The 14,722-nt window shown below is 65.1% G+C and carries 12 protein-coding genes; 9 read left to right on the top strand and 3 right to left on the bottom strand.

Translation table 11 applies throughout. From position 1 onward, the window contains the following. Nucleotides 1-183: 183 nt before the first annotated feature. The 9 genes from EER27_RS14405 (at nucleotide 184) to EER27_RS14365 (ending at nucleotide 12,251) form a co-directional block, all read left to right on the top strand. Entirely contained in the window at nucleotides 184-1,221 is a 1,038-nt protein-coding gene (locus EER27_RS14405) for a class II aldolase/adducin family protein (RefSeq protein ID WP_123088899.1), read from the top strand. Nucleotides 1,222-1,248: 27 nt separating this feature from the next. Continuing rightward, nucleotides 1,249-2,910 carry an NTP transferase domain-containing protein gene (locus EER27_RS14400; RefSeq protein ID WP_123088837.1) on the top strand — a complete coding sequence of 554 codons (1,662 nt, stop codon included), beginning with the start codon at nucleotides 1,249-1,251 and terminating at the stop codon, nucleotides 2,908-2,910. 14 nt (nucleotides 2,911-2,924) lie between these two features. Next, entirely contained in the window at nucleotides 2,925-4,148 is a 1,224-nt protein-coding gene (locus EER27_RS17500) for a GtrA family protein (protein ID WP_123088836.1), read from the top strand. After that, nucleotides 4,145-4,729: a phosphatidylinositol-specific phospholipase C/glycerophosphodiester phosphodiesterase family protein gene (locus tag EER27_RS14390; protein WP_123088835.1), complete on the top strand. Its 585-nt coding sequence runs from the start codon at nucleotides 4,145-4,147 to the stop codon at nucleotides 4,727-4,729. Before EER27_RS17500 ends, EER27_RS14390 begins: the two co-directional genes overlap by 4 nt. Beyond that, entirely contained in the window at nucleotides 4,720-6,801 is a 2,082-nt protein-coding gene (locus tag EER27_RS14385; protein ID WP_148041041.1) for a phosphoribulokinase/uridine kinase, read from the top strand. Before EER27_RS14390 ends, EER27_RS14385 begins: the two co-directional genes overlap by 10 nt. Before the next feature lie 12 nt (nucleotides 6,802-6,813). Further along, complete coding sequence (locus tag EER27_RS14380; protein WP_123088833.1) at nucleotides 6,814-7,575, top strand: HAD family hydrolase; 762 nt, start codon at nucleotides 6,814-6,816, stop codon at nucleotides 7,573-7,575. 156 nt (nucleotides 7,576-7,731) lie between these two features. Then, the gene (locus EER27_RS14375) at nucleotides 7,732-9,273 is read left to right on the top strand and encodes a glycosyltransferase family 87 protein (RefSeq protein WP_123088832.1); all 1,542 of its coding nucleotides are present in this window, start codon (nucleotides 7,732-7,734) and stop codon (nucleotides 9,271-9,273) included. A gap of 35 nt (nucleotides 9,274-9,308) precedes the next feature. Next, nucleotides 9,309-11,531, top strand: coding sequence for a carbohydrate binding family 9 domain-containing protein (locus EER27_RS14370; RefSeq protein WP_123088831.1), 2,223 nt, complete (start codon nucleotides 9,309-9,311; stop codon nucleotides 11,529-11,531). 102 nt (nucleotides 11,532-11,633) lie between these two features. Beyond that, entirely contained in the window at nucleotides 11,634-12,251 is a 618-nt protein-coding gene (locus EER27_RS14365) for a hypothetical protein (protein WP_123088830.1), read from the top strand. Between the two features lie 146 nt (nucleotides 12,252-12,397). On the opposite strand, the gene EER27_RS14360 is transcribed toward EER27_RS14365, so the two are convergent. From EER27_RS14360 to EER27_RS14355, 3 genes are all read right to left on the bottom strand, one after another. Next, complete coding sequence (locus EER27_RS14360) at nucleotides 12,398-12,910, bottom strand: hypothetical protein (RefSeq protein ID WP_123088829.1); 513 nt, start codon at nucleotides 12,908-12,910, stop codon at nucleotides 12,398-12,400. Further along, entirely contained in the window at nucleotides 12,907-14,295 is a 1,389-nt protein-coding gene (locus tag EER27_RS16975) for a hypothetical protein (protein WP_148041040.1), read from the bottom strand. The genes EER27_RS14360 and EER27_RS16975 overlap by 4 nt, the downstream gene beginning before the upstream one ends. Nucleotides 14,296-14,303: 8 nt before the next feature. Next, the coding region (locus tag EER27_RS14355) for a DUF2345 domain-containing protein (RefSeq protein WP_123088828.1) at nucleotides 14,304-14,722 on the bottom strand (419 nt) is incomplete at its 5' end.

The raw sequence follows: 14,722 nt of genomic DNA, 5'->3' as shown, positions 1-14,722 counted from the left end.
GGCTGCTCCCGGGAGCGCGGCATCCCCTGCCGCGTTCCATTCGCAGTACGACTCGATCGTACGGCGGGCCCGTGCTTCGGAGTGTGACATGGATTGCGGTCCCGTTCAGATAGCTGCAATCGAGAACGGAAATGACCACAATCGCGGCCAGTCCCGCCGCCCGGCGGGCGGGGGTTGCTGACGATGGCAGTGGCTGACTTGGTGGCGTTGTCTGAGTTTTCGGCGAAGATCGGCGCTAATCGCGACCTTGTGCAAGGGGGCGGTGGTAACACGTCCGTTAAGCATGGAGGGGTGTTGTGGGTCAAGGCCTCGGGAACCTGGCTGGCCCACGCGATGGACCGCGACATCTTCGTGCCCCTGCCGTTGGCGGCCGTCCGGGCGGCGCTGGACGAGGTGGATGGCGAGGATCGGGTCGCCCGTCTGCAGCCTCATGGCGGGTTGCGACCGTCGATCGAAACGTCGTTGCACGCGCTGCTGCCGCACTCGGTGGTCGCGCACGTGCATTCGGTCAACACCATCGCCTGGGCGGTGCGCGATGACGCGCAGGCGGCATTGTCATCCCGGTTGCACGGGCTGCACTGGGCCTGGGTGCCGTACCGCCGACCGGGGTACCCGTTGACCCGTGCCGTGGCCGAGGTGCTGGCAACGGCCGACACCGCGCCCGACGTCCTGGTGCTTGCCAATCACGGCCTGGTGGTGGGCGGCGATGACTGCGAATCGGTCGAGCGTCGTCTGCAGGATGTGGAGCGACGGCTGCGTCTTCCCGTGCGCGAACCGCCGCCTGCCGACACGGCATGTCTGCGCGCGGCAAACGACCTGGGGTGGCTGATTCCCGAAGATCCCCTGCTGCACGCCGTCGCCACCGACGCGGTGACGTTGCAGGCCGCGCAAGGTGGCGTGCTGTATCCGGACCACGTGGTGTTCCTGGGCACGCGGCCGGCGCTGGTGGCTCCGGGATCGCCGGTATCGAGGGCCGTGGCCGAAGCGGTCGATGGTGGCGCCGGACCACCGGTCTATGCGACCGTGCCCGGCGCCGGCGTGCTGCTGGCTCCGGGCATCAGCGACGGAGCCCGGGCCATGCTGGGCTGCCTGGCGCGGGTGGGGCTGCGCCTGCAGGACGCAAGGGGACTGGTCTATCTGGCCAGAGAGGAAGTTGCCGCACTGACGGACTGGGAGGCCGAGGCCTACCGGCGGTCCCGAGAGCGTTTGTCTCCGGACTGAGTCGTGGTTTTCCAAGGAAGGAATGCAATGCAGATCGTCATACCGATGTCGGGCTTCGGTGAGCGCTTCCGTCGTGCGGGCTATCGCGTACCCAAGCCGCTCATCGAGGTGGATGGCAAGCCGATCATCGCCCACGTGATCGACCTGTTCCCGGGCGAGACGGATTTCGTTTTCGTGTGCAACCAGGAGCACCTGGACGATCCGGCTTTCCGGATGGCCGAGGTGCTCGCGCACTACTGCCCGACAGGTCGGGTCGTTGGCATCGCGCCGCACAAGCTGGGGCCGGTCAACGCGGTGCTGCAGGTGATCGACCGGCTCGATCCGGACGCACCGACGATCGTCAACTACTGCGATTTCACCTGCGCCTGGGACTACGCCGACTTCAAGGCATTCGTCACGCAGAGCGGTTGCGACGGTGCGATTCCCTGCTACACGGGATTCCACCCGCACATGATGGGGTCGACCAACTACGCCTATGTGCGGCAGGAGCGGGGCCGCGTCCTCGACATCCAGGAAAAGCAGCCCTACACCGATCAGCCCACCCGCGAATTCGCCTCCAGCGGAACGTACTACTTCGCGACGGGCGCGCTGATGCGCGACGCGTTCACTCGCACGATGGCACGCGCCGACCTGACGCTGGGCGGCGAGTACTACGTCAGCCTGGCCTACAAGCCGTTGCTGGAAGACGGCCGCAGCATCGCCGTCTACGAGCTCAACCACTTCATGCAGTGGGGAACGCCCGAGGACCTGGCCGAGTACCGCTACTGGTCGGACGCGTTTCGTGCGCTTGGTGATCCGCGCCGCGAGACCGCGCCGCCACCGCGCCACGACGGTGCGGTGATGGTGCCGATGGCAGGGCAGGGCGCGCGTTTCGCGCAGCAGGGCTATGCGCTGCCCAAGCCGCTGATCGCGGTCTCGGGCGAGCCGATGGTGGTGCAGGCGACACGCGACCTGCCGCGGCCGGCTCGGCACGTGTTCGTGCAGCGCCGCGACCTGCCAGGCCACGACGACATCGCCGCGACACTGCGCGAGCGCTTTCCCGATTGCGGCCTGATCGAACTGGAGCAGGTCACCGACGGCCAGGCGCGCACCTGCCTGCTTGGCGTCGACGGCCTCGATCCCGCGCAGCCGCTGACGATCGGCGCCTGCGACAACGGCGCGCTGTTCGACGCGCAGGCGTTCTCGGCGCTGCTCGCTGCGCCGGATGTCGACGTGATCGTGTGGGTGGCGCGCGGGTATCCAGGCAGCGCGCGCCGGCCGCACCACTACGGCTGGGTCGACGAGACGGCCGGGCGCGTGAACGGCATCTCGGTCAAGCAACCGCTGGCCGATCCCGGGCGCGATCCGATCGTGCTGGGCACCTTCACCTTCCGGCGTGCCGGCGATTTCGTCCGCGCCGCCAACGCGATGATCGATCGCGATGGGCTGGTCAATGGCGAGTTCTACGTCGACAGCTGCATCAATGACGCGGTCGCGATGGGGCTGCAGTGCCGCGTGTTCGAGGTCGACCATTACCTGTGCTGGGGAACGCCAGACGACCTGCGCACGTTCGAGTACTGGCAGTCCTGCTTCCACAAGTGGCACGCGCATCCGTACCGGCTGGAGAACGATGCGCGCGTTCCCGCCGAAGCGAAGGTGACGCTCGATCGGCAGTATCGCCTGCGCCAGCCGAAGCGCTGGTCGTGTTGAGCGCGGCTTCGGCAATGCTGCCGGCGAGGCTGCGCGGTGAGCTCGCGCGCTTCGTGCTGGTCGGTCTGACCGCGGTGGCGATCGACTTCGCGGTGTACCGCGGGTTGCTCGCACTGGGCCTGGATCTGCACGCGGCAAAAGTGGCCGGCTACGTTGGCGGCGCGGTCTTCGCGTACGTCGCCAACCGCACGTTCACGTTTCGCTTGGACACGGGTGTCCATCGTCGCGAACTGTTGCGATTCGTCGCGGTGTACCTGGGGGCGCTGGCCGCCAACGTGCTGGTGAACTGGGCCGTGCTGGCGTTGCTGGGGCGGAGCGAAGTCACCCTGATCGCGGCGTTCGTCTGCGCCACCGGCGTGTCGGCGACGCTGAACTTCATCGGGTTGAAGCTGCTGGTGTTCGGGCATGCCGCTACCAATGCGCCGACCGATGACGCCGCCGCCGCGATGGATCCTTCCACCACCGGCATCTCCGTCGATGGTGTGCGTCTGTCGCTGGTGATCCCCTGCTACAACGAGGCGCGCAATCTGCCGCTGCTGGTGAGGCGCCTGCGCGAAGTCCTCGACGGCGATGGCGCAGAAGCGATCGACGCCGAAGCGCTAGACGCCGAAGCGCTCGCGGTCGAAGTGATCCTGGTCGACAACGGGTCGACCGACGATTCGGCGGAGGTGTTGCGCGAACTGCTCGCCGGGCAGACCCGCATCCGCAGCGTGCAGGTCGAACGAAACCAGGGCTATGGCTTCGGCATCCTGGCCGGCCTGCGCGCCGCACGCGGCACCATTCTTGGCTGGACCCACGCGGACATGCAGACCGATCCAGGCGATGCGTTGCGTGGCCTGGCGGCGATGGGCAGTGCGCCGGAGGCCGTGGGCCGGTTCGTGAAGGGACGTCGGTACGGACGCCCGCCTGCCGATGTCGCGTTCACCGTGGGCATGTCGGTATTCGAGACGCTGCTGTTGCGGCGCGCGATGTGGGACATCAATGCCCAGCCGACGATGTTTCCGCGTGCGTTCTTCGAGCGTTGGCAGGATCCGCCCCACGATTTCGCGCTCGACCTGTACGCGTACTACCAGGCCAAGCGCAGTGGATTGCAGGTGCGACGCGTGCGGGTGCGATTTGGCGAGCGCGCGCACGGCGTGTCGCACTGGAACGTGAACTGGCGGGCCAAGCTCCGCTTCATCCAGCGCACCGTGGACTTCAGCCTGCGGATGCGCCGGGACCTGCGGGGCCACGCATGATCATCGTCCGCCACCGACGCAATACCGTCGAAGAGCTGCGGCAGACGCCGGAGCAGCTCGGCGTGGAGCTCGATCTGCGCAGTCGCGGCGACGAACTCATCATCCACCACGACGCCTTCGTCGACGGCGAGCGCTTCGTCGACTGGCTGTCGCATTACCGCCATGGCCTGCTGATCCTCAACGTCAAGGAAGAAGGCCTGGAGGAGCGACTCATCGCGATGATGCAGGCGCACGGCATCGACGACTACTTCTTCCTCGACCAGTCCTTCCCGTTCCTGGTGCGCACCGCCAATCGCGGCGAACGACGCTGCGCGGTGCGGGTGTCCGAGTTCGAGTCGATCGATACGGCCTTGTCGTTGGCCGGCAAGGTCGAATGGGTGTGGGTGGATTGCTTCACCCGGTTCCCGCTCGACCGCGCCCAGGCCGAGCGGCTGCGACAGGGCGGATTCCGGTTGTGCCTGGTGTCGCCGGAGCTGCAGGGGCGACCGGTCGCGGAGATTTCCGCGCTGCGCGAAATGCTTACGCGCGAGGGCATCGTCGCCGACGCGGTTTGCACCAAGGAGCCCGGGCTGTGGCAGTGACGTCAGCGCGCCTGTGGCGGGATCCGGTGTTCCGGGCGGGGCTTGCGCTGAAGCTCGTGCTGGTTGTCCTGCTGGTTCCGCAGATCCAGCAGCAGTGGTTCGTGCCGTTTCTCCAGCACGCCATCGCCAACCCGTCATTGGACCCCTGGTCCGGGTTCCTTGCCGCCGGCGGTACGCCGATGGCCTACCCGTATGGTCCGGTGATGCTGCTGGTGCACCTCCCGGGCACGCTGCTGGGCATGCTGGCCGACTGGGCTGCGGGAACCGATGCGCTGGGCGCGGCCGGCTTCCGGTTGGGCCTGCTGGGCGCGGACGTGGCGACGCTGTACCTGCTGTACCGGTTGTTCCCCGAGCAGCCTCGCAAGCTGCTGTGGCTGTACTGGTGGTCGCCGATCGCGCTGTACGTGACGTACTGGAACGGGCAGACCGACATCGTGCCGGTGGCCCTGCTGCTGCTGTCGCTGCTGCTGATCCGCCAGTACCGCGCGACCGCCAGCGGGGTCGCCTTGGGCCTGGCGCTGGCGGCGAAGTTCAGCATGGTGCTGGCGGTCCCCTTCATCGGCATCTACCTGTGGCGCAACAAGCGGCTGCGATCGCTGCTGCGGCCGTTTGCGATCGGTTGCGCGGCGGCAACGCTGGCGGTGGTGCCGTGGTTGCTGTCGCCGGGATTTGTCTCGATGGTGTTCGGCACGCCCGAATCGGCGCGTGTGTTCGACCTTGCCCTGCCGCTGGGGCCGTCGCTGCGCCTGTACCTGACGCCGCTGCTGTACCTGTTGGCGGCCTACGGGGTGTGGCGCCTGCGGCGCATCAGCTTCGACCTGTTGCTGGCCGCCACCGGTCTGTCGTTCTTCCTGGTGGTACTGGCCACGCCCGCGCCGCCGGGTTGGTACCTGTGGCTGGTGCCGTTCCTGGTCGCCCATCAACTGCAGGGCGATCGCAGTGCACGCGTGCTGGCCGGCGGATTCTCGGTGCTGCTGGTGGGCCTGCGCCTGGTGACCTCCAGTGGAGCGGCACTGCCGTTGTTGCAGCTCGATCCGGGGCCGGCGCTGGCCCGCGCCGGCACCCTGATGACGCCGCACGCGCACTCGCTTGGCTACACGCTGATCGTGGCGACCGGGCTGGTGCTGCTGGTGCAGATGGTGCGCGAACGCGTGGCGCGCAACGACTACTACCGGTTGGGCCAGAAGCCGGTGACGGTGGGCATCGCCGGCGATTCCGGCTCGGGCAAGGACACGCTCAGCCTGGCGTTGGCGGGAATGTTCGGCGAGCACTCGGTGGTGCACGTGTCGGGCGACGACTACCACGTGTGGGATCGCTTCGCGCCGATGTGGAAGGGGCTGACCCATCTCAATCCGCGCGCCAACGACCTGCAGCGCTTCAACAACGACGTGCTGGCACTGATGGACGGCAAGCCGATCCACTGCCGGCAGTACGACCACGTTGGCGGACGTTTCCTGCCGCCTTCACGCCTGGACCGCAACGACGTGGTCATCGCGTCGGGCCTGCACGCGCTGCACATGCCGCGCCTTTACGAGCGCTTCGATGCCAGCGTGTTCCTCGATGTCGACGAGGACCTGCGCCGCGCGTGGAAACTGCATCGCGACGTCAACCAGCGCGGCCACGACCGCGAGCAGGTCCTGAAGTCGCTCGAACGCCGCGCCGTCGACGCACGTCGCCACATCCACCCGCAACGCGCGGCGGCCAGTCTGGTCCTGCGGTTGATGCCGGTGAACGCCAGCCATCTGCTGACTGCCGCCTCGCCAGACCTGGCGCGTTTGAAGTTGCTGGCGCTGATCCGTCAGGGCACGTCGCACGAGCGCATGGCGCGCATCCTGATCGGCATCTGCGGGCTGCACCTGGATGTGCAGCAGGTCGGGGAGACGGGCGACGTGGAAATGATCATCGAGGGCGACGTCGCCGCCGAAGACATTGGCCTTGCGGCAAGGCAGCTGGTTCCGGGGTTGCAGGAAATGCTCGACATCCACCCGCAGTGGGAAGGTGGCATGAGCGGAATCATGCAGCTTCTGGTGCTGATCCAGATCGAAGAATCCCTCAAGAACCGCATCCGCTAACGGCCAGATCGCATGACGCTCAGACTCCATACCGACGGAAAGCCCCTGCGTTCGCCGCAGGCCATCATCTTCGACACCGACAACACGCTGTACGCCTACGATCCGCCGCACGCGCGGGCCATGGCGGCCGCGGAGGCCAAGGCGGTGCGCCTGCTGGGCGTGGATGCCGCGGACGTGCGCGGCGCGTTCGCCCAGGCGCGCGAGGAAGTGAAGCGACAGCTGGGCAAGACCGCCAGTTCGCACAGCCGGCTGCTGTATTTCCAACGTGGCATCGAACTGCTGGGTCGCAAGACGCAGCTGGTGATCACGCTGGACCTGGAGCAGACGTACTGGCGAACCTTCCTGTCGCACTGCGAGCTGTTTCCGGGCGTGCACGACTTCCTGCTGGCGTTGCGCAGCAATGGCATCGGCACGGCCATCATCACCGACCTGACCTCGCAGATTCAGTTCCGCAAGATCATCTACTTCGGACTGGACGATTGCTTCGACTACGTCGTGACCTCGGAGGAAGCCGGCGCCGACAAGCCACAGGAAGCGCCGTTCCGGCTGGCGATCGACAAGCTAGGAATCGAGCCGCGCAACATCTGGATGGTGGGCGACCACCCGATCAACGACGTGGCCGGCGCGCGACCGTTCGGCATCACCACGCTGCTGCGCGTCGACCACGTCAACGGCAGCGGCACCGATGCGGGCAGCGATGTGGTGTTCGACGACTTCAACGAGCTGCACCAGTTCTTCTTCTCGGGGAAGGTCGAGGGGGCACTGAAACGGTAGCCGGATGTCGGCTACCCTAGGAATGGGGAAATACCAGTCAGTCCGTCGCAGCGCCACGGCGTTGCGGCATCGCCGCCCGGGTCGGGTCGATCGCCATCACTGGCGCAGCGACCAGCCAGGTGCGTGCCATCTGTTTCGGTAGGGGAAGGGAATCCTATGCAAGTGACTCTGAGTCACGATCGTCGTGCGGCCGTGCGTGTCTCGCCCGAACGTTGGGTGGTTGCCGGCCTTGTCATCGCCCTGGTTGCGCCCGTCGTCGCCGTTGCCGGCGTCGCGCTGGGCCTTCGGTTGGATGTGTCCGCGCTGGTCGCGGCAGTGCTGGGGATGGCCGTCGTGCCGTCGCTGGCGCGTCGACTGCCACACGAATGGGACGAGCTGCGACGCACGCACGCGGCGTGGTGCGTGGCATGGCTGGCGGTGGCCGTGCTGGCGGCACTGCGCTCGGCGGGCGTGGCCTGGTTCATGGCCGATCCGCAGCACGCGCAGTCGTCGGCGTTCTGGTTCGACCCCTTCTACGTCGGCCACAGCTGCTACTCCGCGTACTGGCAGGCCGCCGAATTGGCGCGGTCTGGGGTCGAGAACCTCTACGACACCTCGCATTACGCGGGCTTTGCCGGGCGGTTCAAGATCGACGAATTCTTCTACTTGCCGCAGTTCCTGCTGCTGCCGGCCGTGGGCACTGCGCTGGGTGGCGACTTCCTGTCGCTGCGCGCTGCATGGTTCGTGCTCGAAACGGCGCTGGTGGGCGGCGCGATGGTGGCGCTGTGTCGCTGGGTGGGCGGTTCGGTCGGACGCCGCGCGGCGCTGCTGCTGCCGGCGGTGTGGCTGGCCAGCCCGGTGCTGGTGACCTTGCAGCTGGGCAACTTCCAGCTTGCCGCGATTGCGATGTCAGTGCTGGCGATGGTGTCGTTCGAGCGCGGCCGGCCGCTGCTCGGCGGCGCATTGCTGGGCTTTGCGGTGTTCAAGTTGTTTCCGGGGCTGCTCGGCATCTACTTGATCGCCACGCGCCAGTGGCGTGCCGTGGGATGGACGCTGGCGTTCTCCGTGCTCTACACCGTGGCGGTCTACGCGTGGCTGGGCGCGGCGCCGTTCGACGCCTTCGTGCACTACCAGGCGCCGCGAATCCTCAGCGGCGAAGCGTGGGCGTTCCTCGAGTTCGAGGGGCTGGAATGGGTCAACACCATCAATGCCTCCGTGCCCGGCCTCGTTCTCAAGCTCAAGGCGCTGGGCGTGGACGGCATGGACCGCGCCCTGGCGGGCAAGGTGGCGTGGGCATGGACGGCGCTCATCGTGGCGCTGACGGTGCTGGCCGCGCGACGCACGGCACAGATGTCGCGCCTGGAGCGCGCTGCGGTCTGGATTGCGCTGCTGACGCTGGCCGCGTTCCGCAGCCCGTTCGTGCCCGATCACAACGGCCTGTTCGCGCCGCTGTGGCTGTGGGGCCTGCTTGCCGCTGCCTGGCCGACGACGCGACGTTGGCTTGTCGGTGCCGCGCTGGCCTGGCTGGCGCTGGCGGCGGTGCTTCCGTTCGAAGGCATCGGCCTGTCCGACGTGGCGCCACGCATGGCGGTGTCCACGGCCAGTCAGCTGGTCGCCGTCGCGCTGTGTCTCTGGGTTGTCCTGCGACGCCCGTCCGCGCACGGCGCCGGCGGTGGTTCCCTGCCTCATGACGATTCCGCCATTCCGGCGGCCGCCTGATTTCCAACGTTTCCCTTTCCGAAGGTTCGTTCCCGATGCGACGTACTAACGCTTTGCTGTTGTTGCTGGCGCTGCTGGGTTGCGCTTCTCCGGCACTGGCCGACGATGCCCTGCGCATTCCGCGTGCCGTGCATGCTCCCAGGCTGGACGATTACGTCGGTGGCGTGCCCGCCGACGCGGGTGTTGAAGTGACGGGCTTTCGCCAGAACACCCCGGGCGACGGTGATCCGGTGTCGCTCGATACCAAGGCCTACCTTTCCTATGACGACACCAACCTCTACATCGTGTTCGTCTGCAAGGACGACCCGGCGCTGGTGCGTGCGCGCATCGCGCGTCGCGACGACATCTTCGGCGACGAGGGCGTGCAGGTGTTCCTCGACACCTTCCACGACCGGCAACGTGCGTACGTGTTCTCCGCCAATCCGTTCGGCGTGCAGATGGACAGCCGCCTGACCGAAGGCCTGGGCTACGACTTCAACTTCGACACGCAATGGACGTCCGACGGTCGCGTGACCGCCGATGGCTTCGTCGTGACGATGGAGATCCCGTTCAAGAGCCTGCGCTTCGAGAAGGGCGCGGCGCAGGATTGGGGCATCGCGGTCAACCGGATCATCCCGCGCACCAACGAGTTCGCGTACTGGCCGTACATCACCGAGCGCAAGGAAGGGTTCGTCCCGCAGTTCGCCGACGCGCGCATCGAGGACAGCATTTCCCCGGGCCGCAACATCCAGGTCATCCCGCATGCGTCCTACCGCAATACCCGGGCACTGGGCCCCGACGCGCAGGGCAATCCGCACATCGGACGCCGCCAGCGCAGCGAAGCCGGCATCGACGCCAAGTTCGTGATCAACGATGCGCTGGCCGTCGACCTCACTGTCAACCCCGACTTCAGCGAAGTCGAGTCCGACGAGCCGCAGGTTATCGTCAACCAGCGGTTCGAGGTGCTGTTTCCGGAGAAGCGGCCGTTCTTCCTCGAGAACTCCAGCTTCTTCGGTACGCCCGTCAGCCTGTTCTTCTCCCGTCGCATCGTCGAGCCAGAATACGGCGCACGCGTCACCGGCCGCGTCGGTCGTTGGGCAATCGGTGGACTCTTGATCGACGACGAGCAGGCCGGGGCGACCGTCACCGGCGAAGACGCCGATGCCACCGGCAAGATCGGCGTGGTGCGCCTGCAGCGCGACTTCGCCGAGCAGTCCAACGTGGGCATGCTGTACACCCATCGCGACGTTGGTCACCAGTCCAACAAGGTCTTCGGCCTCGACACGCGCCTGAAGGTCAACGACAACTGGGCGGTGGCGGCACAGGCGGTGCGCAGCCGTTCGCAGGAGGCCGAAGGCGTCGGTCGCGATGGCCACCTGATGTTCCTCCAGGCAACGCGCGGCGGACGCAACTTCACCTACGACGGGCAGTACATCGACATCTCGCGCGATTTCGAAACCGAACTGGGCTTCGTTCCGCGCACCGACATCCGCCAGCTGTACCAGTCCGCCGCCTACACCTGGCAGTTCCCCGAAGCGCCGTGGCTGATCAGTGCCGGTCCGTCGCTGATCACCGAACACACGTGGGACCAGCGCAACGAGCTGCAGGACTGGAAGGCCGATGCCGGCTTCACGATCAACGGCCTGCGCCACACCAAGTTCGAAGGGCATTGGATCGAGTCCTTCGAGCGTTTCGCCGGCCTGGAATTCCGCAAGGACTCCTACTCGCTCGGCGCCAGCACCGAATGGCTGAAATGGTTGACCATCGGTGCCACGGTCAGTGGCGGCAAGGCGGTGAACTACTTCCCGGCGGCCGGGCTGGATCCGTTCCTGGCCGATGCCCGGCAGCTGAAGGTCGACTTCACCATCAGCCCGTTCGCCCAGTTGCGCATCGACCAGAACTTCATCTGGGATGAGCTGCGCGCGCGCTCGCCGCTCGCCGGCCAGGACGGCGACGCGCGCATCTTCCGCAACACGCTGTCGCGCACCAAGGTCAAGTACCAGTTCAACCGCTTCCTGGCTGCGCACGTGATCTTCGACTACGCCGTGTTGGAGCCCAACGCCAACCTGTTTGCGTTCGAGCGCAGCAAGCGCCTGACCGGCGACATCCTGGTCAGCTACTCGCCCAACCCGGGAACGGCCGTGTACGTGGGCTACACCGACCAGCAGGAGAACCTGCGCCTGTTCGGCAACCCGTACGTCGTCGAGCGCACCCGCGACCTCGACCTGCACACGGGCAAGCAGTTCTTCGTAAAGGTGAGCCGCCTGTTCAGTTTCTGACCTGATTGCCGGCGCGCTCCCGTTGAACGGGGGCGGCCGATTGGCGCGATGCCCGGCCCCGAGCCGGGCCCGTCATCGCCGGCATTGGACACGGAGGTCCCCATGGCAAAGTTTTCGCGGGCGCTGGTTTCGCTGATGGTCTACGGCGCGCTGCTGGCAGCGGTCTACTGCATCCACGTGCGGTGGTTCCGCGTGGACGTGGTGTTCTACGGCGCGTTGTTCGACGCGGTGCTGGCCGCCGCGCTGGCGTTCCCGACGCTGTGGTTCGCCCGTGGCCTGGCGGTGTTCAACGGGTTCGAGCGCGTGCAACTGGTCGCGATCTGGCTGATGTGCGGCTACATCGCCGCCATCTCGGTGCCCACCGTCATCGACCGGTCCCTGTCGTTCTACCTGCTGGAAAAGCTGCAGCAGCGCGGCGGTGGCATCCGCCTGGATCGCTTCGACGAGGTGGTGACGGGCGAGTACTTCCGCGAGCAACGGGTGGCGGACGTGCGACTGACCGAGCAACAGGCATCAGGCACCATCGCCATCGTCGACGGCTGCGTGCGCCTGACCGCGCGCGGGCAGCGACTGGCGCGCTTCAGCCGCTTCTTCCGTGCCCGGCTGTTGCCCAGGCAGCGACGGCTGCAGGACGGCTACTCGGACGTGCTGACCGACCCGTTTCGCAACGGCCTGGCGCAGGCCGACTACGGCTGCGGACCAGCCGCCACCAAACCCTGACCAGTTGGGATGGTCTGGGTACGAGTCGACGCCCTAGCGCAGTCCTTTCAACACCGCCTTGGCGGTTTCCAACTTGTGGAACGCACCCGCCGTGCCCTTGGTGTCGCTCACCAGGTAGGTGGTGGGCAGGCGACCGGCGTGCCAATTCAATCACAAGAAGAAACATACTCGGTGATCAGCCAGGCGCCCCGCACAACTTCAATCTTTACTTGCCTGGAGCAAGCATCTCCAGAGTATTCAAGGAGAAGCGAATCCTGCGACGCGGAAAGTTCTGCATAATCTACGTTCGTGGCCAATATCATTTCGGCAGCGAGCTCCAAGCTCTTCTTGACCTGACTTCGTACCGGGGGCATGCCCGTATGCTCTTCCACATGAGTCATGCGTTCCGCCATGTGGTCGTACACCGTCGAGAGTCGAACTCCGTCGTCGCGGTTTCCGCAGAGGATCATCGGGACAAGGTCCAGAGGGGCGTGCAAGCTGCCGCGGCTCGTTCTCGTGACGATGATCTCGCGAAAACTCCGGAGCGATTGCGCGCCGCAAGGCTCGAAGCTTGTGGCGTCAGGAGATTTGGCCGCGTCGGCCAGCGCGGGGAGTGATGCGGCAAGAAGAATGGGTAAGAGGAATCTCGAGATTCCCAGGCCGCGGACACTTCTGTTCATCGGGCATCCGGGTCGGTAGCGGATACGTGCAGGTGATTCTTGTGCAAATTGTCGCTCGCCTTTCGATGCCATGGGTCGGCCTTGAATCCAGTGAGGTTGGTGTTGTCACTAAAGACAACCGCGCTGAATGTCGAATATAGTTCGCTAGGGCTCTTGCCAGATCCAATATGCGCCCTGAACTTCTCTACGTCATTGCCCTTGACGTTGCGGTCGTCGTAATCGTCAACAAACACTACATCAACGGCAACGCCCATTCGGTGCAACTTTGAGCCGAGCATCGGACGCCATGTGCTGCTGATCGTCAATTCGTCAATCCCTGATTTCCACGCGGCCTCGATTATTCCCTTGTACGCCAAGGGGTTGGTGCGTTTCAACACATCGGCTGGTCGTACGGTTGACCCCGCCCCAACCGCGTTGGCGAAAGCGCCCGTTTGATACGACACCCTGATGTTGACAAGAGGGAGGTCCACATATCCGGAGAGTCGATCGTGGCTCTCTCCAGAAAGCTCTTCGATTCTTCCTTCATAGATCGGACTCAGTACAACTGTCCAGTCTGGAATTGCGAGAACTTCTTTATCTTTGTTGCGAATTGCACCAGGCGAAGTGGTTGTGACGTTGAATGGTTCTGCTGGTGGATGCTGCTCAAATAGTTCGAACAGCCGTTGTGGCCTCACTGGGCCAAGGAGCGTTGCCCCTGCTCCAACTTCCAAGGGAGTGACTCGACTTCGGCCTCGGTCTTCGATAAATGGTCTCTCCAAGAAACTAACCCCACATAGTCGTAGGACATCGGCAGATGTGAATTCATACGAGAGATCTCTCCACGTATCCCCGGTCAGGTAGCCAATGAAGTTGTTGTCGCGAATTTTCGTGGTTTGGCCGCGGTCTGCTGCAGGGTATCGTGAGGCGCTCTCGGTGCTAGCTTGCAATCTGGTCAGCCGGACCTGTGGGATCTCGTGGATCTCGATGATCGTCAGGCCTGACGTATCCGGGGCCACTACGAATAGTGGATGCAAGCGTCGTGCTTCATAGGCATCGTTCCCCAGGTATATTTCAACGGCGACGACGTCGTCCGGCACGTTGATTTCTGCGGTGTGATGGGGGCGCCCAAATTCAGCGTAACTTTTGCCTTGAAGTGTGCGGTGCAGAATTCGCTTGTTGTCGCCTTTTGCGGTTACGGCAAACGGCAGTCCATTCAAGTTGCTGGCACTGTCAGTTACAACTTTGTCCGAATACTTTGCGCCCGGCGCTCTTGGAGATGCGTCAAGTGGCGCCGCGACAATTCGATACTGAACGCGCCTGTTGATTACTTGTGCCGGGGTCTTCTTTGTGTGGCTTTCGGTCGCAATTGACGACGCGAGAGGCCTGCCTTGAACTGGATGGTTCATGTTGTGGCTCAACATTGGTCAGCAAATAGTGGGGCGGGCTGTGATTCGGATTCGCAGGTGTCTGGCCTTAGGTCGAACTTCTCCGCAGTTGTACTAAAGACACGCATGGTTTCGCCATTTTCGTTTGTTGTGCCTCGGAACGATTCTCCCGAGGAATTAGTGATGGCGTAAGCGAAGTTCGCGACAGGTTCTTCGTTCCGGTCTTTGACTACAAACTGGACGCTGAATCGCTTTGCTCGAGAATCGGGCAGCCTTTCGAGTTGCGCGGGAACGTTCTCCCCTGCCTTGAAAGGTTGCTCACTGGCATTGACGGTGAAGTTGCCAGGGCAGGCGAACGTGATGTCGCCGCCTTCCAGGGTGACCTGGGTCTGGCCGGCCTGCAGCACGATCTTCTTGCTGGCCATCACGTCGATGCGCTGATCGGTGG

Origin of the sequence: Montanilutibacter psychrotolerans, from assembly GCF_003719825.1 — a bacterium.
Taxonomy (GTDB): domain Bacteria; phylum Pseudomonadota; class Gammaproteobacteria; order Xanthomonadales; family Xanthomonadaceae; genus Montanilutibacter; species Montanilutibacter psychrotolerans.
Note: the sequence above shows the minus strand (reverse complement) of the source record. Positions and strands in the feature narration are given on the sequence as shown.

Excerpts from the sequence above, each read along its gene's own strand:
- EER27_RS14405 (WP_123088899.1), top strand. The coding sequence starts at position 184 with ATGGCAGTGGCTGACTTGGTGGCGTTGTCTGAGTTTTCGGCGAAGATC.
- EER27_RS14400 (WP_123088837.1), top strand. The coding sequence starts at position 1,249 with ATGCAGATCGTCATACCGATGTCGGGCTTCGGTGAGCGCTTCCGTCGT.
- EER27_RS17500 (WP_123088836.1), top strand. The coding sequence starts at position 2,925 with ATGCTGCCGGCGAGGCTGCGCGGTGAGCTCGCGCGCTTCGTGCTGGTC.
- EER27_RS14390 (WP_123088835.1), top strand. The coding sequence starts at position 4,145 with ATGATCATCGTCCGCCACCGACGCAATACCGTCGAAGAGCTGCGGCAG.
- EER27_RS14380 (WP_123088833.1), top strand. The coding sequence starts at position 6,814 with ATGACGCTCAGACTCCATACCGACGGAAAGCCCCTGCGTTCGCCGCAG.
- EER27_RS14375 (WP_123088832.1), top strand. The coding sequence starts at position 7,732 with ATGCAAGTGACTCTGAGTCACGATCGTCGTGCGGCCGTGCGTGTCTCG.
- EER27_RS14370 (WP_123088831.1), top strand. The coding sequence starts at position 9,309 with ATGCGACGTACTAACGCTTTGCTGTTGTTGCTGGCGCTGCTGGGTTGC.
- EER27_RS14365 (WP_123088830.1), top strand. The coding sequence starts at position 11,634 with ATGGCAAAGTTTTCGCGGGCGCTGGTTTCGCTGATGGTCTACGGCGCG.
- EER27_RS14360 (WP_123088829.1), bottom strand. The coding sequence starts at position 12,910 with ATGAACAGAAGTGTCCGCGGCCTGGGAATCTCGAGATTCCTCTTACCC.
- EER27_RS16975 (WP_148041040.1), bottom strand. The coding sequence starts at position 14,295 with ATGAACCATCCAGTTCAAGGCAGGCCTCTCGCGTCGTCAATTGCGACC.